Origin of the sequence: Streptomyces sp. SLBN-31 (genome assembly GCF_006715395.1) — a bacterium.
GTDB lineage: Bacteria > Actinomycetota > Actinomycetes > Streptomycetales > Streptomycetaceae > Streptomyces.
This window is the reverse complement of record NZ_VFNC01000002.1, coordinates 871,776-893,850: the sequence shown is the minus strand read 5'-3', so window position 1 is coordinate 893,850 and position 22,075 is coordinate 871,776. Positions and strand designations below refer to the sequence as shown.

General features: G+C 72.7%; 23 protein-coding genes. 10 read left to right on the top strand and 13 right to left on the bottom strand.

Features of this window, described 5'->3' with window-relative positions:
* Positions 1–82 precede the first annotated feature (82 nt).
* The 6 genes from FBY22_RS24055 to FBY22_RS24030 all read right to left on the bottom strand — a co-directional run bounded on the left by FBY22_RS24055 (position 83) and on the right by FBY22_RS24030 (position 6,028).
* A complete protein-coding gene (locus FBY22_RS24055; RefSeq protein WP_142149217.1) occupies positions 83–1,087 on the bottom strand; it encodes a slipin family protein in 1,005 nt (334 codons plus the stop codon).
* A gap of 1,052 nt (positions 1,088–2,139) precedes the next feature.
* Positions 2,140–2,733, bottom strand: coding sequence for a hypothetical protein (locus tag FBY22_RS24050; protein ID WP_260845092.1), 594 nt, complete (start codon positions 2,731–2,733; stop codon positions 2,140–2,142).
* A gap of 669 nt (positions 2,734–3,402) precedes the next feature.
* Positions 3,403–4,119 (bottom strand): GAF and ANTAR domain-containing protein, encoded by a 717-nt coding sequence (locus FBY22_RS24045; protein WP_142149215.1) that lies wholly within the window; start codon positions 4,117–4,119, stop codon positions 3,403–3,405.
* Between the two features lie 79 nt (positions 4,120–4,198).
* Positions 4,199–4,864 (bottom strand): ANTAR domain-containing protein, encoded by a 666-nt coding sequence (locus FBY22_RS24040; RefSeq protein WP_260845091.1) that lies wholly within the window; start codon positions 4,862–4,864, stop codon positions 4,199–4,201.
* 70 nt (positions 4,865–4,934) lie between these two features.
* Positions 4,935–5,507, bottom strand: a complete 573-nt coding sequence (locus FBY22_RS45335) for a hypothetical protein (RefSeq protein ID WP_260845090.1) — start codon at positions 5,505–5,507, stop codon at positions 4,935–4,937.
* A 95-nt stretch (positions 5,508–5,602) separates the two neighbouring features.
* Complete coding sequence (locus FBY22_RS24030; protein WP_142149213.1) at positions 5,603–6,028, bottom strand: STAS domain-containing protein; 426 nt, start codon at positions 6,026–6,028, stop codon at positions 5,603–5,605.
* A gap of 442 nt (positions 6,029–6,470) precedes the next feature.
* Between FBY22_RS24030 and FBY22_RS24025 the strand changes: the two genes are divergently transcribed.
* The gene (locus FBY22_RS24025) at positions 6,471–6,965 is read left to right on the top strand and encodes an Asp23/Gls24 family envelope stress response protein (protein WP_142149211.1); all 495 of its coding nucleotides are present in this window, start codon (positions 6,471–6,473) and stop codon (positions 6,963–6,965) included.
* A 463-nt stretch (positions 6,966–7,428) separates the two neighbouring features.
* Positions 7,429–7,593 (top strand): hydrophobic protein, encoded by a 165-nt coding sequence (locus FBY22_RS24020; RefSeq protein ID WP_174267253.1) that lies wholly within the window; start codon positions 7,429–7,431, stop codon positions 7,591–7,593.
* Positions 7,594–7,690: 97 nt separating this feature from the next.
* Here FBY22_RS24020 and FBY22_RS24015 read toward each other — a convergent pair whose 3' ends face one another.
* From FBY22_RS24015 to FBY22_RS24005, 3 genes are all read right to left on the bottom strand, one after another.
* Positions 7,691–7,843: a CsbD family protein gene (locus FBY22_RS24015; RefSeq protein ID WP_142149209.1), complete on the bottom strand. Its 153-nt coding sequence runs from the start codon at positions 7,841–7,843 to the stop codon at positions 7,691–7,693.
* A 200-nt stretch (positions 7,844–8,043) separates the two neighbouring features.
* Positions 8,044–8,934, bottom strand: coding sequence for a universal stress protein (locus tag FBY22_RS24010; RefSeq protein ID WP_142149207.1), 891 nt, complete (start codon positions 8,932–8,934; stop codon positions 8,044–8,046).
* A gap of 151 nt (positions 8,935–9,085) precedes the next feature.
* Entirely contained in the window at positions 9,086–10,327 is a 1,242-nt protein-coding gene (locus tag FBY22_RS24005; RefSeq protein ID WP_142149205.1) for an MFS transporter, read from the bottom strand.
* A 395-nt stretch (positions 10,328–10,722) separates the two neighbouring features.
* On the opposite strand from FBY22_RS24005, the gene FBY22_RS24000 reads away from it, so the two are divergent.
* Positions 10,723–11,124: a hypothetical protein gene (locus tag FBY22_RS24000; protein ID WP_142149203.1), complete on the top strand. Its 402-nt coding sequence runs from the start codon at positions 10,723–10,725 to the stop codon at positions 11,122–11,124.
* 25 nt (positions 11,125–11,149) lie between these two features.
* Here FBY22_RS24000 and FBY22_RS43990 read toward each other — a convergent pair whose 3' ends face one another.
* Complete coding sequence (locus FBY22_RS43990) at positions 11,150–13,099, bottom strand: PAS domain S-box protein (protein ID WP_160159930.1); 1,950 nt, start codon at positions 13,097–13,099, stop codon at positions 11,150–11,152.
* 269 nt (positions 13,100–13,368) lie between these two features.
* On the opposite strand from FBY22_RS43990, the gene FBY22_RS23990 reads away from it, so the two are divergent.
* The 4 genes from FBY22_RS23990 (at position 13,369) to FBY22_RS23975 (ending at position 15,844) form a co-directional block, all read left to right on the top strand.
* On the top strand, positions 13,369–14,109 hold the full coding sequence (locus FBY22_RS23990; RefSeq protein WP_142149201.1) for a CBS domain-containing protein: 741 nt from the start codon (positions 13,369–13,371) through the stop codon (positions 14,107–14,109).
* 100 nt (positions 14,110–14,209) lie between these two features.
* Entirely contained in the window at positions 14,210–14,806 is a 597-nt protein-coding gene (locus FBY22_RS23985) for a hypothetical protein (RefSeq protein ID WP_142149199.1), read from the top strand.
* A gap of 94 nt (positions 14,807–14,900) precedes the next feature.
* Positions 14,901–15,323: an Hsp20/alpha crystallin family protein gene (locus FBY22_RS23980; RefSeq protein ID WP_142149198.1), complete on the top strand. Its 423-nt coding sequence runs from the start codon at positions 14,901–14,903 to the stop codon at positions 15,321–15,323.
* Positions 15,324–15,442: 119 nt separating this feature from the next.
* Positions 15,443–15,844 carry an avidin/streptavidin family protein gene (locus FBY22_RS23975; RefSeq protein ID WP_142149196.1) on the top strand — a complete coding sequence of 134 codons (402 nt, stop codon included), beginning with the start codon at positions 15,443–15,445 and terminating at the stop codon, positions 15,842–15,844.
* A gap of 90 nt (positions 15,845–15,934) precedes the next feature.
* Here FBY22_RS23975 and FBY22_RS23970 read toward each other — a convergent pair whose 3' ends face one another.
* A complete protein-coding gene (locus tag FBY22_RS23970) occupies positions 15,935–17,248 on the bottom strand; it encodes a phosphoribosyltransferase (RefSeq protein ID WP_142149194.1) in 1,314 nt (437 codons plus the stop codon).
* A 543-nt stretch (positions 17,249–17,791) separates the two neighbouring features.
* Here FBY22_RS23970 and FBY22_RS23965 point away from each other — a divergent pair.
* Complete coding sequence (locus tag FBY22_RS23965) at positions 17,792–19,228, top strand: MBL fold metallo-hydrolase RNA specificity domain-containing protein (protein WP_142149192.1); 1,437 nt, start codon at positions 17,792–17,794, stop codon at positions 19,226–19,228.
* Between the two features lie 402 nt (positions 19,229–19,630).
* Positions 19,631–19,837 carry a hypothetical protein gene (locus FBY22_RS23960; protein WP_142149191.1) on the top strand — a complete coding sequence of 69 codons (207 nt, stop codon included), beginning with the start codon at positions 19,631–19,633 and terminating at the stop codon, positions 19,835–19,837.
* 132 nt (positions 19,838–19,969) lie between these two features.
* Here the strand turns inward: FBY22_RS23960 and FBY22_RS23955 are convergent, their stop codons facing one another.
* Positions 19,970–20,476, bottom strand: coding sequence for a universal stress protein (locus FBY22_RS23955; RefSeq protein WP_142149189.1), 507 nt, complete (start codon positions 20,474–20,476; stop codon positions 19,970–19,972).
* 133 nt (positions 20,477–20,609) lie between these two features.
* A complete protein-coding gene (locus FBY22_RS23950) occupies positions 20,610–20,843 on the bottom strand; it encodes a hypothetical protein (RefSeq protein WP_142149187.1) in 234 nt (77 codons plus the stop codon).
* A 352-nt stretch (positions 20,844–21,195) separates the two neighbouring features.
* On the opposite strand from FBY22_RS23950, the gene FBY22_RS23945 reads away from it, so the two are divergent.
* The gene (locus FBY22_RS23945) at positions 21,196–22,071 is read left to right on the top strand and encodes a universal stress protein (protein ID WP_142149185.1); all 876 of its coding nucleotides are present in this window, start codon (positions 21,196–21,198) and stop codon (positions 22,069–22,071) included.
* The last annotated feature ends 4 nt before the right edge of the window (positions 22,072–22,075 follow it).

Below are 22,075 nucleotides of genomic sequence, written 5' to 3'. Positions count from 1 at the left end.
GGCGACAGGTGGGGGAGGCCATGCCTGGCCCGAAGGCCGGAAGCCCCATTACGGAGCCCCCGGGGACGGAACCGGGGAGGGATCAGCCGTCGGCACGTGAGGCGTCGGAGCCGGAGTCGGAGTCCGCCTGGGTCGGCCAGTTGTCCCGCCGTTCCCGTGCCACCGCAGCGCGGGTGCCGACCCGGTCTCCGTGGGAGCCGACGCGTTCTCCGCTCAGCGGGAAGGCGGGCGCGGTGGGTGGGGCGGAGGTGATCAGTTCCGGTAGCTCCTGGCGTTCGGGGAGCGCGGGGCGCGGGATGCTTCGGTGGAGGGATTCGCCGTCGGTCTCCCGGCTCTGGTGCTCGAAGAAGCGGAGCATCTCCACCGGGAACGGCATGACCAGCGTGCTGTTCTTCTCCGCCGACACGTCCACCACGGTCTGCAGCAGACGCAGTTGGAGAGCACCCGGGGTGTCGGCCATGGTCGCCGCGGCGTCACTCAGCCGCTGGGACGCCTGGAACTCACCGTCGGCGGCGATGACCCGGGCACGGCGTTCACGCTCGGCCTCGGCCTGCTTGGACATGGAGCGCATCATCGACTGCGGCAGGGCGATGTCCTTGATCTCCACCCGCTCGATGCGCAGCCCCCAGGGTTCCTCGGTGGGGGCGTCCATCACCTTCTTGAGTTCCGCGTTGATGTGGTCCCGGTCGGACAGGAGCGTGTCGAGATCCGCCCTGCCGATGACCGCGCGCAGCGAGGTCTGGGCGATCTGGGAGACGGCGCTGGGGTAGTTGCGGACGTTCACCAGGGCTTTGACCGGATCGATGACCTTGAAGTAGACGACCGCGTCCACGGTGAGTGTCACGTTGTCGGCGGTGATGGACCCCTGCGGCGGGATGCCGAGCACCTCGGTCTGGACGGAAACCTTCCGCATCCTGTCCCCGATCGGCCGGATGACGCGCAGGCCGGGCCCCCGGATGTCCGGCAGCAGCCGCCCGAAGCGGAACACCACGCCCTTCTCATACTGCTGGACGTTGCGCACGCTCAGGCCGAGCAGGACCAGCCCGGCCACGGCGAACAGCACCAGCACGGTGATCAGAACACCCATGGTTCTCACATTCCTTACGTCGATGTCGTCCCCGGACCCGAGCGGACCGGGAAGCACCCGGCCACGGGAGGACCCCAGCCGGTGTCCGTGGAGCGGCCGGGGTCCGGGGCTGCTGTCGATGCTCTGCTACGTAGGCCCGGCTCAGCCGGGAGAACTCCGTGGTAAGTCGTTCCGGCCGGCCCTGGTGATGCCGGTGGCGGCCAGAATCCGCTCAGCCGATACGGCGTTTGTCGCCCTGTACGGCCACGACCATCGGCGTGTGCGGGCCCGATACCGGCCCCGGGTGGGATCACCGGGAAGCCAGGCGTGCCGTCGGCGCGGTGAGGAGACCCGACAGCTGGATCTCGAGATCGGGTTGATCACCGGAATCCGTGGACGTGAGGTCGGACGGGGGGCCTTACGGCATCCTTCGGCGTCCCACGACCGTGCCGCCTGTTGTCGATGGGGGAGGGGCCGCCCCCGGATAACAGGAACGGTGCCACCAGGCGCCGTCCGGCCTATCCGGAATCGAACCGGTGAGAGCCAACGACGTGGGGAGAGACGAAGCAGAGGGCCGGTCTTCGATCGTCGGCGCGTACGAAACGGTCGCAGTCATGATGCGAACCCTTGCCCCGGGCCGGTCGCACCGGCCCGGTGTCGTGAATCGCCGAAAATGGCAGAGGCGTTGAGACCGGTGCTCGAAATACTCTCGGTAACACCACTGTACTCCTCCGGCCGGCCGATCCATGGAATCCGCGGCGGCAGCTCGTCCTCTCCTGGCGGACTCCAGCGCCTGCCACCGCCGCGCGACGGCGGATCACATCAAGGCGGGCCGTGGTGTGGACGGTGCGCCGTACACCCGCCGCGGCGAACGCGGCGTCGGTGGTGTGGCGCGGGCCCCGGTGCCGTCGGCGGCCGGCCGGTGGCATGGAAGGCCCTGTCGGGCGGAGTGTCCGGGGTGTCGTCGGCGGACCGCGGCGATCCGCCGCGCCTTCTGCTCTTGAGACGGCTCCACCCAGCCTCCGGCTCTTCGCAATCCACGTCTTCGCACGCGGCGCGCCCGGGGCAGGTGGCTATCCGGGCCGTTGGGTCCGGTCATTGTGCGCGAGGCCGTCCGGATGCTCCGTCGTGCGCTGACCGAGGGACAGAAGCAGTACGCACAGGACGGCCGGGGGACGGTGGATCCGGCCCACCTCCTGCCAGCCCCACGCCTCCAAGGCGGCGCGGGCCGAGCGGTCGGACCGGTCCGGCAAGGTGACGCCGAGGGAGGCCTGATGGTCGTCGAGCAGGCGCTCCTGGAGCCGACGGGCGAGCCCACGACCGTACTGGTGCGGATGGACGACGGTCTCGAGGATCGCGAAGACGTGTCCGGATGCGGTCAGTTGCTCCAGGTTCCGCGGCAGCGGCCCGCCGAACCCCTGCCACCAGGAGCCGTCACGTGGGACGGGGATTCCGAAGACACAGCCGGTCAGGGACCGGGCCTCAGCGACCAGCATGTCGAATCCCGGCCGTTTCACGCCGTCCGCCAGACGGAGCAGGAACTCCTGCCGACCGCGGAACTCCTCGCCCGGCAGGGTGGTGGTGGACTCCACGTACAGATCCGCCAGGTCCTCTCGCAGGCTCTCGGCCTGCCACCGGTTCAGGCGGCGCAGCCGCACCGTGTCCATGGCGGACGGCTTCGGACTTTCCGGTTCGTTGGGTTGCCGCGGAGTGCGCATGGGGCGCCTCGGTTCTGGAGACCGGCAGATGGGCGGGAGTGCCATCGTGGACGGTGTGCCGTACGGCGCCGGGGGCCGGGGCGTCTGTGTATCAGCTTAGCCCCGGATCGGTGCCGCGCCAGGGCCAGTTGGGGGGTCGTAAGGGCGCTCCGAGTCGCCGTCGCTCGCCTGTCGTGTCCGGGATCGGCCCGGGGTGCGATGCGGCACCGCCGCCGCAGCTGCCCGGAGTTGACACGAGAGCAGCACATGTAGGCCCTGTTCCGCCGCTCCTGAATCTGTTCTAGGCTGCACGCAGGGAAGACGGGACTGCGACCGTGTCAGGTACCAGCAGGTCTCCCCATTCAGGCTCCCTGCCCCCGAGTCGGAAACCCAGGCCAGGCCGGAGCCGCATCGCCGGACAACGCGGTTCCTGCCCCAGTCCTCCTGGCATTTTTCCAGACGGGGTGTTCCCATCAGTCCCGCCGCCGTGGAGGACAGCGCGCGAGGAAACGGCGGAGGGGGGCCTCCCATCCTCGCGCTCCGGACGGCCGCCACCGCGAGACGGGGGCGGCCGTCCGGATCACGGACCCCCGGCGCAGGAGCGGCGCGCCGAGCGCGCGAGTTGTGGCGGGGCGTGGGTCAGGACGCCAGCCCGGCAAGGGGTTCGGAGCCGTCGATGAAGGCGCGCGCCACGTCGGCCAGGCGCCGATTGTGGGAACGGGCGTAGCCGCGCAGTGTGCTGAACGCCTGCTCCATGTCGATGCCCTGGCGTTCGGCGAGCTTCCCCTTGGCCTGTTCGATCAGCACCCGGCTGTTCAGCGCCGTCTGCAGCTGCTCGTTGAGCACCGTGCTGCGGTGGGCGGTACGTTGTTGCAGCAAGCTGATGGTGGCGACGTCGGCCAGCGCCTGGGCGACGAGGGTGGCGGCCGGGTCGAAGGGACCGGGCGCGGCGCGGAAGAGGTTCAGGGCGCCCACCGTTTCCTCGCGCAGGCGCATGGGCAGGGCCTGGACGGCCCCGAATCCGCTGCGGTGGGCAGCCGTGACGAAGCGCGGCCAGCGGTCTATCTCCCGGGTCAGGTCGGGGACGATCACCGGTGCGCCGGTGCGGAAGCACGTGAGACAGGGACCCTCGTCGTTCTGGAGCTGGAAGAGCTCCAGCAGGCGTACTTGTTCGTCGGAGGCGGCCATGACGCGGAGTTTGCCGTCCCGGTCGGCGAGCAGCACCCCGGCTGCGCTCGCGTCGAGCATGCCGACGCAGCGGTCGGTGAGCAGGCGCAGGAAGTCGATGAGGTCGAAGTCGGCGACCAGATTGTCGGCCAGTTCGACGAAGGTCTTGGCCAGAAGTTGTTGATTCATCGTGGACACCCTCGATTGAGATGAGTCCCGGCCCCAAGGAGCGGGAAGTGCGGCGCGTTTCTCGATCGGCACCATTGCGTCAGGTGTCCTCCCCGGCCTGGTCCGGCTCCGGGTCCGGTGGGAGGCGAAGGCGACGGGCCACCACGTCCGCGGCCACGTCGGCGAGCCCGCGACCCTGCGCGTAGGCGTAGGCGCGGAGCCGGATGAAAGCCTCTTCGATGCCGACGCCGAGCTGGACGGTGAGCATTCCGCTGGCCTGGTCGATCTCCGCCCGGTGCGCGCCCAGGTCGTCGACGCCGTCCCCACGCGGCCCGCCCGTCTCGCCGACGCGCGTGTCGAGCAGCACCAGCGTCGCGAGGTCGGCGAACGCCAGCGCGTCAGCCAGTTCCTCCGCGTCCAACCGGACCGGAACGCGGGCGTACAGGTCCAGAACTCCCGGGCTGATCGCCCCTATCTGCAGGGGAAGCGCGAACACCGCGCGTGCCCCGGCTTCCAGTGCCGCCTCGGCGAACACCATCCATCGGTCCTGCAGGTCACGGGTGAGCAGATCGGGTGTCAGGACGGCCGAGCCGTGCAGGAAGGCGTCCACACAGGGCCCCTCGCCCATCGTGAGCTGGAGCTCTTCCAGTCGCTCGCTGATGTCGTCGGTGCTGCACAGCGGGTGGCTCGGCGCGGCTCTGGACATGGCCGACAGCCCGGCCCCGCCGACCGGCAGCGCGGCCACGGCCGCAGTGCACACGTCCACCACAGCGATCCGTGCACCGCGTCGGGCCGCCTGCTCGGCCACGAGCAGATGGATGCGCGCCGACCTGCTCTCAGGGCCCACCCGGGCCACCGCCCCCCGACATGGTGACAAGACCCTCCAGCCTCGACGCGGTACGTTCCTCGGCGGGAAACACCAGCGCGCGGAAGGTGGTGGTGCCCAGTGGCCTGCGAAGCTCTCCCACATCCCGCCACCCCCAGGAGTGGAGCGCGGCGAGAGCAGGATGATCGGCCCCGTCCACCAAGGTGGCGCCGAGCAACGCCTGGTGATCGGCCAGGAGCCGCTCCTGCACACGACGGGCGAGGCGCCCGTCCTGCGGGTGCGGGCGGATCAGGATGTCACCGAACGCGAAAGCCCTGCCGGACACCGTGACATAACCGACGCTGCGCGGCAGTGCTCCGTCGAAACCGAGCCACCACGAGCCGTCACCGCGCACTGGGAATCCGAAGGCGCATCCCATGAGGCCGTCCGACTCGGCGATCACCATCGCGAATCCCGGCCGCCTCATGTCAGCGGCGACACGGTTCAGGAAGTCCCGTCGGCCGGGACGGCGGTACGTGTCACCCGGCACCGCTGCGCGACAGTCGACATACAGATCCGCCAGATCCCCGAGGACGTCCTCCACCAGCCATCGGTTCAGTCGACGCAACCGCACCGGCGCCGCTGCGGGCGGTTCGCCGTCGCCGGGCTTCCGTACCTCTCCCCACCCGGGTCCGGCCGTCATCGCACATCACCCGAGAGAACGGGCCCAGATGGGGCGGAGCGGTGCGGCGTGGCTGGACGGGGCGCGGTCGCGGTGTCGCCGGCGGAAGGCGGCAGGGGGACGGATGGGGACCCGACGAACAGGAACTCGCAGCCGGCGATGCGGACGATGTGCGTGAGCATCGGCGGCGGGTGGTGCAGTCGCAGGGTTCCGCCCGCGACGGTGGTCTGCTGCGCAGCGTGGAGGAACGTGTTGAGTCCGCTGCAGTCGCAGAACGTGACGAGGCTGAGGTGGACGTCGATGGCGCGAGGGCCGTCGCGCAGACACGAATCCAGGGACGCGCGCACCAGGGGCGCCGATTCCAGGTCGATCTCACCGATCAGGGTGATCAGCGTCCTTGTCCTTCGGTCATGGCGGTGAACAGTGAGCTGCGGCAGGGGCATGACGCCTCGGTTCGAAAGACCATCCGGCAGCGGTCCCGGTGGCGCCGGACTTCCGGCTGCCTGGGCGCTCCCGGCAGGGGCGTACGTTCGGCGGAGGCAGAGTGAGGCGGGTCCGAAAGCCTGACAACAGGCCCGAGGATCACCTGGTCCGCTCCAAGGAGGCGCCGGGTGACGGACCACGAGCCCGCTCCCCACGCCATCTGTGTCGAGCAATGACAAGCCGCCGGGGTCTGGGACGTCCCTACAGCAGCATAGTCTCCGCAGTGGTCCGGCGGGGTTCCGGTGCCCCGCCCGATCCCGGCCCCTTTACCGTGACCCCGATGCGTTGCCGTACGCCTGCATGTCCTACGCGTAGCGCGGTACTGGGCAAGCGGCGCGAAACGCGGCGGCCGACGGCCGCCGGGCACGTCATACCGTGCACCACCCGAGGAGGTGGCTTCGCATGACGGAACCGAACGGTTCGACTCTGCCCGAACCCGGTCTCAGGGAGTTCAGCACCGACCAGGCCACGACACCGCACGCCGCACGTCCCCGGCTCCAGGAACCGCCGGAGACCCGCGGCCGGACGACCATCGCCGATGGGGTGGTGGAGAAGATCGCCGGCATCGCCGCACGGGAGGTCCCGGGAATCCACGCCCTGGGCGGTGGGTTCACCCGCACCATGGGCGCGATGCGCGACCGGGTCCCGGGCGGGCAGGCGAGCGTGGGACGCGGCGTCAAGGTCGAGGTCGGTGAGAAGCAGACCGCCATCGACCTCCAGGTCGTCGTCGAATACGGGGTGAGCATCACCGACCTCGCCGCAGAGGTCCGAGAGAACGTGATCGCGGCGGTGGAACGGATGACGGGTCTGGAAGTCGTCGAGGTCAACATCGCCGTCAACGACGTGCACCTGCCGGACGACGACACACAGGAGCCCCGAGAGGAGCGGGTGCGTTAGGGCCTTGCCCGAGCACACGCGGGCGCCGTTGCCCGGGCCGGCCTCCGGATGCTGCCGACGGCCGGCACTCGGCAATCCGGGCCTATCTGATCGGCTCATCGGCCAATGACGAGCACTCCCGGTCCTCCGCGTGAAGGCGCCGCAACGGGCGCCGCAGCGCCTGCTGCATCCGCACCGGGAGCGGGTTGCCCTCCCAGGCGGCGACGACCTCCGGCATCCTGCCGTCGCCGCCGACCGAGCCGGCCGCGTCCCGCGCCCAGGCTCCCCTCGCCCCGGCAGCCCCGGCGCACCTCCCGGAACCCGCCCATGTCCGCACCGCGTTGACAGGGGAGGCCGCCGGGCGTTGACTGGCAGCACGGCGTAGGGCCATGCCACTCCGGATCACCGGTCGCGGCATTCCACCTCCCCGCTTCGCCCGGACCCCGCGGATCAGGCAAATCCCTCGCGATCCGGAGGCCCGGCAATGATTCTTTGGATCCTTCTCCTGCTGTTGATCCTGGTGGTCTTCGGGTTCGGCTTCATCATGCATCTCCTGTGGTGGGCCGCCGTCGTCCTGCTGGTCGTCTGGATCGTCGGCTTCGTGATGCGCGGCCGCCGCGGCGCCCGCCACCGTCAGTCCGTCACGTAGTCCGGATCTGCGCACCGGGACGACGTCCCGTACGGCGCTTCGACCATGGTCTCCGGCATTCTCGACGCGACGTGGGGACCACCCGGGGCGTTCGTGGTCACGGCCTGAAGGCGTCCTTGGCTCTGTCGCCGGACTGCTTGAGGTCTCCCGCGACACGGTCGGTCCTGTCCTTGCGCTGCAGCCGCCTGTTGTGGGTGGTACGGCCCATGCGTTCGGTGATCCGGCCCTTCAAGGTCTGTCCGACACTCATGGCCGGCCTCCGGCTTGTCTGGTGAGTGAGGGGGATACCGCGTGTGATCCCGATGCCGCCTCGAAGCACGGCCGGCCGACCCGCCCTCGGCCGACCTTCCTCCGACCCGGACGACCAGGACCACGCCTCCTGGCCGCTGACCCGGGGAGCTCAGGTTCCTTGACAAGCTCGCGCCGCCGGTCCTTTGCCGCTCAGCCGGGTCAGCCGTGCGGGACTATGACGACCGGGCAGTGCACGTGGTGCATCATCGCGTGGGCCACCGGACCGGTGTGCGTGCCGAGCCTGCCCGCGCGGGCCCTGCGGCCGACGACCAGCAGACCGGCCTCGGTCGTCGCGTGCAGCAACTCCTGCGCCGGACGCCCGTTCTCCACCAGCTCCCGCACCTCGACCGCCGGGAACTTCTCCCGCCACGGCCGCACCATGGCGGCCAGCTGCTGCTCGGCCGCCGCCTGCGCCGCGGCGTTCGCCTCCTCGTCCGCCGGACGGGACAGCCGCGGCTGCTGCCACAGGTGCACCACCAGCAGCGGGGCCACCCGCAGGGCCGCGCTCTCGAAGGCGAACCGAAGAACCTCCTCGCACGGATGCCCGGTGTCCACCCCCACGACGACCTCGCGGTACGGCTCCCGCCTCGACGGCCGCCCCACCGGGTCCGGGACGTGCTCGTCCTCGGAGGCCTGATCGGCCCGCACCAGCACCACGGGCCGCGACACGTGCGCGACCGTCGCCAGCGCCACGGACCCGGCCATGAAGCCGCCGAAGCCGCTGAACGCACGGCTGCCCAGCACCAGCAGCTCAGCCTGCGAGCCCACCCCTACCAGCGCCTCCGCGGCAGGCCGGGCGATCTGCTCGGAACTCAGGCCGACCTGCGGATACTGCTCGTTCAGCCGGTCCAGGGCGGCGCGCAGGATCCGTCCCGCCCAGTAGCGGGGTGCCTCCAGCTCCGGCAGGCCCGACGCGTCGGGCGGAAGCCCCTCGTACGCGTGCACAAGCCGCAACGGCAGCCCGCGCCGCAGCGCCTCCCTGGCAGCCCAGTCGGCGGCGGCGAGGCTCTCACGTGAACCGTCCAGTCCCACGACAACGGGGCGAAGCACGGCCAACACCTCCCCGGATCGGTGCCCGCGCGGTCCGCTCCGGCACGGGTCATGCCACCAGAGTCGGCGCGCGCACGAAGGCCCGGGCAGGGGCTGGCCGTCCTCGGCACCAGGCCGAACGGCCCTGCTCCCCGCCCGGGCCACCCCGGGATCAGTGGGCGGCGCCGACCGGCGTCCGCCGGGTCAGTGCCCGCCGCACCTCGGTGCCGGTGAACACCAGCGCCACCGCCGCCACCCCCGCCAGCAGCAACAGGCCGACCGCGTAGGTGCCGTAGGAGCCGTAGAGCGAGCCCATCACCAGCGGCGGGACGAAGCCGCCGAGGCCGCCGGCGGCGCCGACGACGCCGGTGACCGAACCGGTGCGCTGCGGCGGGGCGAGCAGGGCCACGAAGGCGAAGGTCGCGCCGCTGCCCGCGCCGAGCGCGGCCGCCATGGCCAGGAAGGCGATCGTGCCCATCGGCGCCAGCGTCGGCGTCGCCGACTGCACGAGCGCGCCGGTGACGACCAGGGCCAGCGAGCCGGCCAGCACCCGCACCGGGCCGATGCGGTCCGACAGCCAGCCGCCGACCGGCCGCATCGCCACCGCCAGCAGCACGAACCCGGCCATGCGGTTCGCCGCGTCGGCCTGGGTGAGGCCGTAGCCGTTCTTCAGGTAGGTGGGCAGGTACACGGAGAAGGCGACGTAACCGCCGAACGCCACCGCGTAGAGCGCCGAGGCCTGCCAGGTGATGCCGAGCCGCAGGGTCGCGGCCAGCCGGGTGCTCAGCGGCTCCATCGGCACGACACGGTCCGGCGCGTCCCGCAGGACCAGCGCGGCCACGACCGCGTACACCACGAGGACCGCGGCGGTGATCAGGAACGGCGTCTCGACACTGTGCGCCTTGACCAGCTTGACCGTGCTCAGCGCGCTGATCGCCGTGCCGCCCATGCCCATGCCGAACAGGCCGATGGCGAGCCCGCGCCGCTCGGGCGGGAACCAGGCGTTGACGAACGGCACGCCCACGGCGAAGGCGGTACCGCCGACGCCGAGGAAGAAGCCGCCGACCAGGAGCGCCGTGAGCGAGGAGTGCCCGGCGAGCCCCAGGTACAGCACGGGCACCACGGTGATGAGGGACACCAGCGGGAACATCAGCCGGCCGCCGTAGCGGTCGGTGAGCGCGCCCACCGGTATGCGGCCCAGCGAGCCGACGACGACCGGCACCGCCACCAGCAGCGACTGCTGGAAGGAGGACAGTTCGAGGGAGTCCTTGAACCGCGGGCCGAGCGGGCTGAGCAGCGCCCAGGCCCAGAAGTTGACGGCGAATCCGACGGTGGCCAGGGCCAGCATCAGCCAGGCCCGCCCTGGGACCGGTGCCGACGGCGCCTGTTGCGGGTTCCTCGACGGCTGGAGCATGACACTGGTCCCTTCTGCGGGTGAACGACTGAAGCAAGGGTTGGGGATCGATCCCGCCGGTGCCGTGGGCCGAAGGACCTCGACATATGGCCGGTCGGGACCCGCACGGGGCCGTTCGGCCCACGGTGGGTCGGTCGGCGACCCGCATAGCGTCCCGGTCCATGGAGAACGACAGGACCGCGCGCCCCGGCCGGCGCGCCGCCGCCGGTCCCGGAACCGTTCTCCCGGACCGGGTCGCCGGAGCACGAACGGCGACCCCGGGCGGCCCGCCCGGCTTCCGGTGGGGGGAAGCCGGGCGAGCCCGCCGAAACCCGGGACTCGGCGCGGCATCAGCGCAGCCGGGTCCGTCGCCGTCGGCCACAGCCCCGTCCCCCGCCGCTCCAGGAGCGGCGGCCGTGGGCGGCGGCGCCGGTCTGGTGTGTGCCGGGGTCGGGCTACCGGTTGTCTTCGGGGGCGGTGCGCGCGTCCGGCAGGCGGCTCGTGAATGCTCCTGCCCGCCCAGCATTCGGTACCCGCGACGCTGCCCGGCAAGGACCGGGTGGGAAGCGCGCGAACTGCTCCTCCTGGCCGAGGAGGTACGTCTGGCGGAGTTCGACCCCACCGACCGCGGCGCCCGCGTCGGTGCCGACGAACGGCTCGTCCGCCGCGGCGGCACCGTCCTCGCGGTGTGGGACGGCTCCCTCTCGGACGGCGGTGACGCCACCGCCCACCTGGTGGCCTACGCGCGCGCCCGGGTCATCCCCGTGGACGTCGTACGGCCCGAGGGCGCGGCCCCCACGGAGCCGCGCACGGCCTGAGCCGACCTTGGCCCGTCCGAGCCGCTCACAGCTTGAGCGTGAACCATGTCGTCTTGCCCTCGTCGGTGGGCCGTACCCCCCAGGTGTCGGCGAGGGCCCGCACCAGCAGCAGGCCTCGTCCGGATTCCTCGTCCTCCGCCGCCAGACGCGGCTGGGGGAGATGCGGGCTGTGGTCGCTGACCTCGACGGTCAGGTCCGTGGCGGTGCGGTGCAGATGCAGGCCGATGGGGCCCTCCGCGTGCTGCACGGCGTTCGTCAGGGTCTCCGACAGCAGCAGAAGGGCGTCCAGGGCGCTCGGCGTGCAGTTCCACGAGGTGAGCGCCTTCTGCAGGAACGCCCGCCCCTCCGGCACGGAGGACGGCACGGCCGGCAGCTCGATGCCGAGGGCCGCCAGCGGCGCGGCCGGCAACTGCGCCAGCAGCAGCGTCACATCGTCGTTGTGGCTCTCCGGGTCGGGGAGGAGACTCGCCAGCACATGGTCGGCCGCGGCCTCCAGACACGGCGTACCGACGAAGAACTCCTCCAGCACGAGGGAGAGTTCGCCCACCCGCTCCTCGATGTCGCTGCCCGGCGTCTCGATCAGCCCGTCGGTGTAGAGCACGAGGGTCGCGCCCGGCGGGATCGCCGTACAGGACTGTTCGTACAGGACGCCGCCCACGCCGAGCGGCGCGTTCACGGGGGAGGACAGGCTCCCCACACCCTTGTCGACGCCCGCGATGAGGATCGGCAGATGGCCGGCGGAGCACACCGTCACCGTCCCGGTGTCCGGCGCGATGACCAGGTAGCAGCAGGTGACGAGCTGGTCCGGGACGTCCAGGTCGCCCACGCAGGTGTCCAGGGCCTGCATCAGCTGTCTGGGCTGCATGCCGGTCTTGGCGAGGGCGTGCGCCGCCGAGCGCAGCTGGCCCATGACGGCGGCGGCCTCCAGACCGCGGCCCATCACATCACCTATGAGCACCCCGACCCGGTCGGCGCCCAGCGGGATCAGGTCGAACCAGTCCCCGCCCACCCCGGCGCCCTGGGTGGCCGGGCGGTAGCGGCTGGCGGTGGCCAGTCCGGGCAGCGAGGGCGGGGCGCCCATCAGACTGCGCTGCAGGGTGAGGGCGATGTGACGCTGCTGCTCGTACAGCGCGGTGAGCTCGGCCTCCGCCTTCTTGCGGTCGCTGATGTCCCGCACGATGGCGCACGCCCCGACCACGGTGCCGGCGGTGTCCCGGGTCGGCCACAGTGTGACGTCGACGTCCAGCAGGCCCCCGGACCTGGTGACCCGCAGTGCCTCGAAGTGCTCGACCTTCTCGCCGTCCCGCAGCCGCCCCAGCAGGATGCTGACCTCGTCGCGCAGGGCCTCGGGGGCCAGGAGGGAGACGTGCCGGCCGATGACCTCCTCGGCCGTGTAGCCGTAGAGGTCCTGCGCGGCCGCGTTCCAGTAGGTGATGTAGCCGTCGAGGGTCTTGGCGAGGATCGCGTCCTGCGAGGACTCCACGAGCGCGGCGAGTTCGTTGATGCGGGCCTCGGCGGCCTTGCGGTCGCTGACGTCCCGGACCGCCGCGGAAACCAGCAGCCCGTCCGAGGTCTCCAGCGGGCTGAGGCTGATCTCCACGGGGAACTCGGTGCCGTCCTTGCGCAGCCCGTGCAGATCGAGCCCCGCTCCCATGGGACGCACCTGGCGGTTGTCGGCGTAACCGCCGCGGTGCAGGGTGTGCTGGCTCCGGAACCGATACGGCATGAGCAATTCCACCGGATGCCCGAGGAGTTCCTCGCGTCCGTAGCCGAACAGGGCCTCGGTCTGGGCGTTGACGAGCTTGATGACGCCCGTGTCGTCGACGATGACCATGGCGTCCGGCGCCGCCTCCAGCAGCCCCCGGAACCTTTCTTCCGCGCCTCCGGGAGCCCCCTCCCGGACCGCCGCCGCACACCGGCAACCCTCGCGCACCCCGACACTGGGCTGCAGCTCCGTCTCGACGAAGTCGGTCACCTCCGCCTCACCTCCACCGCCGGGGACGATCCGGCCATCACACCTCCTCGACGCCCGCGCCACACCGCGATGTCGCTTACTGTGCGTACACTGTTCACTCCTGTCCGTTGTCGGCCCGGCGTGTGGCCGTCGGGCGGCAGAAGTGCCCGTCGGGGCCGGGTGCTTGTGCCGTTCGGCCCATGCCATCGGCCGTCCGGAGGCCGAATCTGAAGGCAAGGGGTTCGTTCCCGAGGGGCGCGAGCGTGCGCCCGGGCCGGCCGGAGGACATCATGTACGGCACTCCGCACACCGTGAGCGATGTGATGACCCGCACCGTCGTGGCCCTTGCGAGCGCCGCGCCGTTCAAGGACATCGTCAGGGCGATCCGTCAGTGGCAGGTCAGCGCCCTGCCCGTGCTCGACGAGGACCGGCGCGTCGTCGGTGTCGTCTCCGAGGCGGACCTGCTGCCGAAGGAGGAGTTCCGCGACCGGACCCCCGACCGGTACACCCGGATGCACCGCGGCGGCGACCTGGCCAAGGCGGGCGCGCGCACGGCGGGCGAGCTGATGACCGCCCCCGCGCTCACCGTCCGGGCCGACGCCACACTCGCACAGGCGGCCCGCGTCATGGCCCAGTACGGGGTCAAGCGACTGCCGGTCGTCGACGAGGCCGGCGTGCTACGGGGCATCGTCAGCCGCTCCGACCTGCTGGAGGTGTTCCTGCGCGAGGACGCCGACATCGAGCAGGAGGTGCGCCGCGAGGTGATGGCCCCGCTCTTCCCCGCCCCCCTCGAACCGATCACGGTCCGGGTGCGAGACGGTGTCGTACGGATCACCGGCCGGGTCGCGGACACCGCCTTCGTGCCCGTCGCCGTCCGTCTGGCGCGGGCGGTGGAGGGCGTGGTCGACGTCGACTGCCGACTGGCCGGCCCGCCGCGCCGGGTCGACCTCGACGCGGACCTGCCCGACCTGCCCGAAGACAAGGCCGACGGGGACCCGACGGGCCCGGAAGAGGTCCGGATGTCCTCGTGACGACCCCGGTCGGCCCCTGACCTGCGACGCCCGTACATGAGGCGTTTCCCTCAGGGGAACGAGGAACCGTTCTCGGCAGACGCGAAAAGGGGCGTCGACGATGAGGCAGCAACGCCGTACCCGGCCGGCCAGACTGCGGTTCTGGCGGTGGCGGCACAACACGCTCCTGCGCCGCAGCGACCGCGTGGAGGGCTGGGTCCTCCTGGCCGCCTGGCTTCTCGCCCTGCTGGGCGGCCTGTTCGCGGGACTCGCCGCCGGCACCTGGGCGGCGCACGACCTCGCCGCACGACGGGCCTCGGTGCACTCCGTGTCCGCCGTCCTCCTCCAGGACGCGCCCAAGACCGCGGTCGTCAGCCCCTACGGCTCCGACGGCACCGTGTGGGCCAAGGTGCGCTGGACCGTGAGCGACGGCACCGTGCACACCGACCTGGCCAAGGCCGAACCCGGCGGGACCGCGGGCAGCCGCGTCACCGTGTGGCTCGACCGCGAGGGCACCCCGGTCGTCGAACCCGCCGGCCCCACCGTGGCGCGCGCCCAGGCCCTCCTGCTGGCCGTGCCCACCGGACTCGCCGCAGGCGCCCTCGTCCTGCTCGGCGGCCGGCTGGTGTGCGGCCGCCTGGACCGCCGCTGCTACGAGGAGTGGGCGGCCGAGTGGCGGCAGGTCGGTCCCCAGTGGCGCAAGCGGATGCTCGGCTGACAGGGCCCACCGGGTCCCGCGCGAGGCCGGACGGCCCACGCGGGCGCCCGTCCAAGGCGCCACGCTGGAAGCAGGAGACGAGGAGGAGGGCGAGATGAGCGGCATGATCGAGCGGTTCCCGGGTTGGCCCGCGCTCCCCGACCTGTTCGGCTGGGTCGAGGGCGGATTCCCGGCGACGCACACCGCTCCCGGGACGCACGGCATTCGCATCGAGGAGCAGCTGAAGGACGGGACGTACGTGCTGCGGGCCGAGCTTCCGGGCGTCGACCCGTCGAAGGACGTCGAGATCACCGTCGCGGAAGACATTCTGACGCTGCGCGCCACGCGCACCGAGGAGACGACCGACAAGCACCACACCGAGTTCCGCTACGGCACCTTCACCCGCTCCCTGCGGCTGCCCGCGGGGGCACAGGGCGACGAGGCGACCGCCGAGTACAAGGACGGGGTGCTGACCATCACGGTCCCGGTGCCCGAGAAGAAGACGGACACCCGGACCATCCCCGTGCGGCACGTCTGAGCGCTTGTCACGGCGCCGAGCCGCACCCCGTGCGCGACCGGTGATCCGCCGGCCGCGCACTTCGGCGTCCGGGGTGCCCCCGCACTTCGGGCACGGGTACACGAAGGGAGGAGCGAGTCATGGGCATCGGCGGAGACTGGTACAGCGAGAACGGCTCGCACATGAGGATCACGGCCGACCCGACGGGCGGCCTCAGGGGCACCTACGTCTCGGCCAACGGCCACGCCCCGGGCACCTACCCGCTGGTCGGCCGTTACGACAGCGCCGCCCTGCCGGACCACGGAACCACCCTGGGCTGGACGGTCGCCTGGCACAACGGGCAGTCCGACGCCGGCTCGGTGACCAGCTGGAACGGTCAGTACCACAAGGACGGCAGGGAACGGATCCGCGCCACGTGGCTGCTCACCGCGTCCGCGAACCCGGGCAACACCTGGGAGGCCACGGCCGTCGGGCAGGACGTCTTCACCCGCGAACGGCCGTCCCAGGAGCCGGTCGACGAGCAGCTGCGGTACGCGCAGTGACGAACGTCCGCCGCTCCGCGAGGAGATCCCGGGCGGGCTCCGCCGCGAGCCCGCCCGGTCGGGCCGACACCGGTCGGCTGACCTCCGGCCTCACACCGGCCGGCCCGACGAGGCTCCGGCGGACGGACGCGCGAGGTGGCCCGTGAACCAGTCGCAGGCCAGTTCGGCGACCATGGTCAGGGCGCCCGGTTCGGGGAAGAGATGCGTGGCGCCGGGCACGACGGCGATCCGGTGCTCGCAGCGCATCCAGTCCGCGGCGAGCCGGTTCAGGCCGAGTACCCGGGTGTCCGCGGAGCCCACCACGAGCAGCGTCGGCGCGTGCACGTGCGCCAGGGCGGCGGGCGTCGCCAGATCGGGGCGGCCGCCGCGCGAGACGATCGAGACCACGTCGGCGTCGGGAGCGGCGGCGGCCTCCAGAGCGGCCGCGGCGCCCGTGCTGGCCCCGAAGTAGGCCACGTACAGGCCGGTTTCGCGCCGCAGCCACAGGGCGGCGGCGTGCAGACGCTGGGCGAGCATGCGGATGTCGAAGACGTTGTGCCGGTTCTCCTCCTCTTCCGCGCTGAGCAGATCGAGCAGGAGCGTGCCCAGGCCGGCCCGGTTGAGGGTGTCGGCGACGTAGCGGTTGCGGGGGCTGTGCCGGCTGCTTCCGCTGCCGTGCGCGAACGCCACGACCGCCGGGGCCGCCCCGGGCACCGACAGACGCGCCGGGAGCCTGACCCGGCCGGCGGGAACCTGGATCTCGCCGTCCCCGGGCCGGTCCGCGAAACCGCCGGACCCGGACAGGGCGAGCAGGTCCGTCACCTCGGCGTCCGTGACCTGCGTGAAGTCGTGGTACCAGACACCGACCGAGCCGAAGGGCCGCGGCTGGTGCAGGACGACCGACCGATCGACAGCTCCCCGCAGCCGCGCGAGCGTGGCCGGAGGCGCGACCGGCACCGCGAGGACGATCCGGGCGGCGTGCCGGCCACTGACCAGCCGGCAGGCGGCCTCGGCGGTGGCGCCGGTGGCCAGCCCGTCGTCCACGATCACGACGGTGCGCCCCGCCACCGGCACGGGTGCGCGCCCGCCGCGGTAAAGGCGTACCCGCCGGTCCAGTTCGGCCCGTTCGGCCTGCTCGACGGCGGCCAGGTCGTCGCGCTCCAGACCGGCCTCGCGTATCACGTCGTCGTTGAGGACCCGTACTCCGCCCTCGCCGATCGCGCCGAAGCCCAGCTCCGGCTGCCAGGGCACGCCCAGCTTGCGCACCACCAGCACGTCGAGGGGCGCGCCGAGCTCGCGGGCCACCTCGTGGGCCACCGGCACACCGCCGCGCGGCAGCCCCAGGACCACCACGTCCTGTCCGCGCAGATAATCCAGACGCAGGGCCAGCCGTCGACCCGCCTCCCTGCGATCCCGGTAACGCATGGGCCACCTCCTCATGCGCGCACTGCGGCGGCGACACCGCCGCTCCTTCCGACGCGGGATTCCGCCTTCCCTCCATTCGACCCCCCGTCCCGGGGGTCCGGCAGGGGCACATCGGTCCCGACCCCGGACCCCTTCGGCCCAAGCCGCCGCCTGCGCGGCCCCGCACGCTGGTAGGGGAACCAGCGGAGGGAGAGGACGCATGGCCGCCTGCACCCGTGCCGGGGTCGTCGTGCTCGCCGAACCCGCTGTCGTCATCGGGTCCGTCCGGCCGGACGGCGGCGTCCACCGGGGAGGCCGGCGACCTTGCGCAGGGGAGCGGACCGTCGTCCGAGGCGGCCCGCGTGCAGAACGACACCCTCAACGCCCCGGCACGACGGGGGCGGGAAGGACCCATCCGCTTCTCGCGGATCCTGATTGCGCGGTGCGCGGCTCGGGTCCGCTGCTCCGCGTCTTCGCCGGGTCCTTCCCGTCACATCCAGCACACCACGCCCGCCATGCGTGCGCCAGGGCCGATGGGCCTCATCCGCGAAGGAGACCGTGGCCATGACCACCGTGCCAGCACACCCCGACGACCGGCCCGAGCGACGGAGCCGGCCCGCACTGCTGACCTTCCTCGGCGGCGTGGGGACGGTCACCGGAAGCAAGTTCCTGGTGGAGAGCGACCACGCCCGCGTCCTCGTCGACTGCGGCCTCTTCCAGGGCATCGCCGACCTGCGCAGGCGCAACTGGCGCGAACTGCCCTGCGACGGCGCCGACATCGAGGCCGTCGTGGTCACCCACGCCCACCTCGACCACTGCGGATACCTGCCCCGCCTGGTGCGCCACGGCTTCCGCGGCCGCATCGTGACCACGGAGTTCACCGCCCGGCTGATGGAGATCGTGCTGCGCGACAGCGCCAAGCTGCAACTGGAGACGGCCCAGCACGCCAACGAACACGGCTGGTCCAAGCACCGGGTGGCACAGCCCCTGTACGACGACTCCGACGTGGACCGCACCATGAAGCTCGTGGAGGCCGTCCCCTACCACGCGCCCGTCGACATCGCCGCGGGCACCCGGCTCACCCTGCACCCCGCCGGCCACATCCTGGGCTCGGCCTGGGCCCGCCTCACCCTGGAGGACGGCCGCACCCTCGCCGTCAGCGGCGACATGGGCCGTCCCGGCCATCCGCTGCTGAGCCCCGCCGAACCCTTCTCCGGAGCGGACGTCCTGCTCATGGAGTCGACCTACGGCAACCGGCGCCACGACGAGCGGGAGGCCCGGACCAACTTCGCCGACGTGCTCACCCGCACCCTGGCCCGCGGCGGCACCGTCGTCATCCCGGCCTTCGCCCTCGACCGCACCGAGGTCGTCCTGCACGAGCTGGCCCAACTGCGCCGGGAGGGCCGCCTCCCGGCCGCCGTACCGGTGTACGTCGACAGCCCCATGGCGCTGGCCGCCCTGGACGTCTACCGGGACGCCCTGCTCACCCGCGCCCCCGACCTGCGGCCCGACGTCACCGCCGCCGGCACCGCCGTGCTGAGCCCAGAACCGTTCCGGACCGTGCGCTCCCTCCAGGAGTCCCTCGAACTCGGCCGCGCCGGCGGGCCGGCCGTCATCGTCTCGGCGTCCGGCATGGCCACCGGCGGACGCGTCCTGCACCATCTGCGGCGGCTGCTGCCCGATCCGCGCAACGCCGTCGTGGTGGTCGGCTTCGCGGCCCAGGGCACCCGGGCCCGCGACCTCGTCGACGGCGCCACGGCGATCAAGATGTTCGGCGAGTACGTCCCCGTACGGGCCCAGATCGCCGACGTGCCGCACTTCTCGGCCCACGCCGACGCGGCGCAGATCGTCGACTGGCTGCGCGACGCCCCCGCCCCGCACGTCACCTACCTGGTCCACGGCGAGCAGGAGGCCGCCGAGGCCCTGCGCGAGCGCATCGACCACACCCTGGGCTGGACCGCCGTGGTACCGCGCTCCGGCGAGCGGGTGCTGGTCCGCTGAGGACCGACCGCCGCTCAGTAGGGCATGGGCCGCCCGGAGGGGGTGCGCGGATCCTCGGGCTCCGGCCGGCGCGGTGTCCCGGGGCGCCTGGTCTGCTGTATCCGCCTCATGACCGTCGCCTCCCGGGTCGTGGTCCGCGGTCCGCCGGAATTCCGGCGCCGCGTATCCCCCCAGCCTCGTCCGCCGCGCGCCGCACGCCCATGAGGCGACCTTCCCCACGCCGTGGGCCACCGCGCACCCCCGGGCCGGGGGCCGACCGGCTCATACGGCAGCGGCCGCGCGGGCCCGGCGCAAGGGCCGCTCCAGGCCCCCCGTCGGGACCTAGGACTCATGTGCCGGGCAGCGCAAGGGAGTTGGCTGTAAGGGAAGGAACACAACGCCTACCCGAGAGGAGGGAGGACAGTGGGTACGACCCTGACACCGGAATTCTGGGAGCGGTTCGCCGTGCTGCTGGTCGCCGCGATGGCCGTGACCTTCGTCCTCGCCGCGCTGTTCGACACGCTCGTGGTGCGGCTGACGAACCGCGGCGGGCACCGGCCGCCGACACCGCCGGCCCAGGCCGCGTACCGGCCGACGCCCCGGCACCCCCGTATGCCCGTCCGCGGCTGACCGGCGAGGCGGCGTCAGCCGCCGTACGCCACCGCGATGCGCCGCCGTGGATCCGCGCCGTTTCCACACCGCGGCGGCCCGCCCGGCCGTGAACGACGGCACGCGAAGGACGGTCGCGACAGACGTGCGCCCTCAGGCGGCGCCGCTGGGCGTGAACGCCTCTCCCACACTCCGCAGGCGAGCCGCGCCCCGGTCGGGCGCGGGCACCGTCACCACCGGTACCGGGGCGTACCGCAGACACTCACGGCCCACCGCGCCCAGCGCCGGCCCGTCCCACCGACCGTGATCGCCGCGCCCCAGCGCCAGCAGCGCGGCGCCACGCGCCTGCCGCAGCAGCACCCGCGCGGGCGGCCCCTCGACCAGCACCGCGCGTACGCCGGTGCCGACCCGGCCCCCGAACACCCTGCGCACGGCCGAGGCGAGCAGCCCGGCGGCCGCCTCGCGCTGCTCGGCCCGCGTCGGCCGGCCGGACGCCGGGGCGTAGGGGGCCAGGCCGGCGGCCGGCTCCCACGCGTGCACGGCGAGGACCCCGGTGCCCAGCGCCCGCGCCTGCTCCCCGGCCCAGCGCAGCGCGGCCACCGACGCCTCGGAGCCGTCCACGCCGACCACGACGGGACGGCCGGCGGTGTTCTCGGCCATGGCTGCCTCCCGAGCTGCCTCCCGATAGGACTCTGGGGTCACCGTGCCCCGGCCCGGAAGGCCGGGGCGTGGGCCGGGCGGCCGTGCACAGGTGCCGAACGGTCCCTTACGGACCGGGCGGGCCGCACCGGAATCACAGGTGGTGGTGGCGCCGGTCGTCGCGCTCACCGGTGCCCATGTAGTGGCGCTCCTCGATGACCGTCCCGCTCTCGCCGGGACGCTTCACCATGCCCCGCGTGGACAGGAACATGATGAGACCGAGAATGCCGACCGCCATCAGGGCGAGCCCGACCACGGCCTGGCTGTAACCGAACACCATGCAGGTGCCCACGACGGCCGCGGCCACCAGCAGGAGCGGAAGATACATGGCTGCCCTCCTTCGGTTCTCCGCACACGGGCGGAGACCGGTACCGACGAGCCTGACCGGGACGGCCGGCGGCCTCCCCCCTGCGGCTCATCTCCAGCGTCTCCACCGGCGCGGCCGCATTCCAAGGGCTGAACGGGCAGGCGGCAGGCCCGAATGGCCCCTCACCTGCGGGAATCCCTGGACGCAGAGGCGCTCACCAGTCCCGCAGGCCCTCTGCCGTGCCACCACCGGGGGCCGAACGTCCCGGTCCGGGGCCGAACCACCCATCGCGCCGGGCGCGTAGGGGTGCCACGGTGAACTCGGAGACCTGCGCTGCCGCGGGCTCCGCGGCCGACGAAAGGCGGTGGGAACGATGGAGCTGCCCCTGGTCGTGGGTGTCGACGGTTCGGAGTCCAGCCTGGCGGCGGTCGACTGGGCGGCCGACGAGGCGGCCCGGCACCACCGGCCGCTGCGCCTGGTGTACGCCTCCCTGTGGGAGCGCTACGAGGGCGCCGTGCCGTCCGGCGGCCGGAACCGCCCGTCGGGGCAGGCGATGGCGGACGACATCGTCGGATCCGCCGTGGAGCGGGCCCGCCGTGCCGCACCGGGGGTGCCGGTGTCCGGCGAGGTGGTGCCCGAGGACGCCGCGGACGCGCTCCTGCGCGAGGGTCACAACGCCTTCGCCCTCATCACGGGCTGCCGTGGCCGTAGCGAACTGGCGGGACTGCTGCTCGGGTCGGTCGGCCTGACCGTGGCCGCCCGCGCCCACTGCCCCGTCATCGTCGTCCGCGGCGACAAGGCGGGCCTGGAGGGCACCCATGAGCGGATCCTGCTCGGCGCGGGCGACCCGGCCACCAGCGGTGAGGCCGCGCGGTTCGCCGTCCGGGAGGCCGAGGCACGCCGGTGCGGCCTGGACGCCGTACGCGCCTGGCGCTGCCCGGAACGCGAGAGCGCGACGGACTTCGGCGCGGGCACGGACCAGGCCCGCTATCACGAACAGCGGGCGGCGGCCCTGCTGGACGCCGTGCTGCACGACGCCGCCGCCGACCACCCGGCCGTCCGGGTACGCCGGTTCACGGTGGAGGGCCCGGCCCGGCAGGTGCTGCTGAACCGGTCGGCCGCCGCCGATCTCGTCGTCATCGGGGCGCGGCGCCGCCACGGACACTTCGGGCTCCAGCTCGGCCGGGTGGGACACGCGCTGCTGCACCACGCGGAGTGCCCGGTGGCCGTCGTACCGCAGCAGATGTGACCGG

Excerpts from the sequence above, each read along its gene's own strand:
- FBY22_RS24055 (WP_142149217.1), bottom strand. The coding sequence starts at position 1,087 with ATGGGTGTTCTGATCACCGTGCTGGTGCTGTTCGCCGTGGCCGGGCTG.
- FBY22_RS24050 (WP_260845092.1), bottom strand. The coding sequence starts at position 2,733 with ATGGACACGGTGCGGCTGCGCCGCCTGAACCGGTGGCAGGCCGAGAGC.
- FBY22_RS24045 (WP_142149215.1), bottom strand. The coding sequence starts at position 4,119 with ATGAATCAACAACTTCTGGCCAAGACCTTCGTCGAACTGGCCGACAAT.
- FBY22_RS24030 (WP_142149213.1), bottom strand. The coding sequence starts at position 6,028 with ATGCCCCTGCCGCAGCTCACTGTTCACCGCCATGACCGAAGGACAAGG.
- FBY22_RS24025 (WP_142149211.1), top strand. The coding sequence starts at position 6,471 with ATGACGGAACCGAACGGTTCGACTCTGCCCGAACCCGGTCTCAGGGAG.
- FBY22_RS24020 (WP_174267253.1), top strand. The coding sequence starts at position 7,429 with ATGATTCTTTGGATCCTTCTCCTGCTGTTGATCCTGGTGGTCTTCGGG.
- FBY22_RS24015 (WP_142149209.1), bottom strand. The coding sequence starts at position 7,843 with ATGAGTGTCGGACAGACCTTGAAGGGCCGGATCACCGAACGCATGGGC.
- FBY22_RS24005 (WP_142149205.1), bottom strand. The coding sequence starts at position 10,327 with ATGCTCCAGCCGTCGAGGAACCCGCAACAGGCGCCGTCGGCACCGGTC.
- FBY22_RS23990 (WP_142149201.1), top strand. The coding sequence starts at position 13,369 with ATGTACGGCACTCCGCACACCGTGAGCGATGTGATGACCCGCACCGTC.
- FBY22_RS23985 (WP_142149199.1), top strand. The coding sequence starts at position 14,210 with ATGAGGCAGCAACGCCGTACCCGGCCGGCCAGACTGCGGTTCTGGCGG.
- FBY22_RS23980 (WP_142149198.1), top strand. The coding sequence starts at position 14,901 with ATGAGCGGCATGATCGAGCGGTTCCCGGGTTGGCCCGCGCTCCCCGAC.
- FBY22_RS23975 (WP_142149196.1), top strand. The coding sequence starts at position 15,443 with ATGGGCATCGGCGGAGACTGGTACAGCGAGAACGGCTCGCACATGAGG.
- FBY22_RS23970 (WP_142149194.1), bottom strand. The coding sequence starts at position 17,248 with ATGCGTTACCGGGATCGCAGGGAGGCGGGTCGACGGCTGGCCCTGCGT.
- FBY22_RS23965 (WP_142149192.1), top strand. The coding sequence starts at position 17,792 with ATGACCACCGTGCCAGCACACCCCGACGACCGGCCCGAGCGACGGAGC.
- FBY22_RS23955 (WP_142149189.1), bottom strand. The coding sequence starts at position 20,476 with ATGGCCGAGAACACCGCCGGCCGTCCCGTCGTGGTCGGCGTGGACGGC.
- FBY22_RS23950 (WP_142149187.1), bottom strand. The coding sequence starts at position 20,843 with ATGTATCTTCCGCTCCTGCTGGTGGCCGCGGCCGTCGTGGGCACCTGC.
- FBY22_RS23945 (WP_142149185.1), top strand. The coding sequence starts at position 21,196 with ATGGAGCTGCCCCTGGTCGTGGGTGTCGACGGTTCGGAGTCCAGCCTG.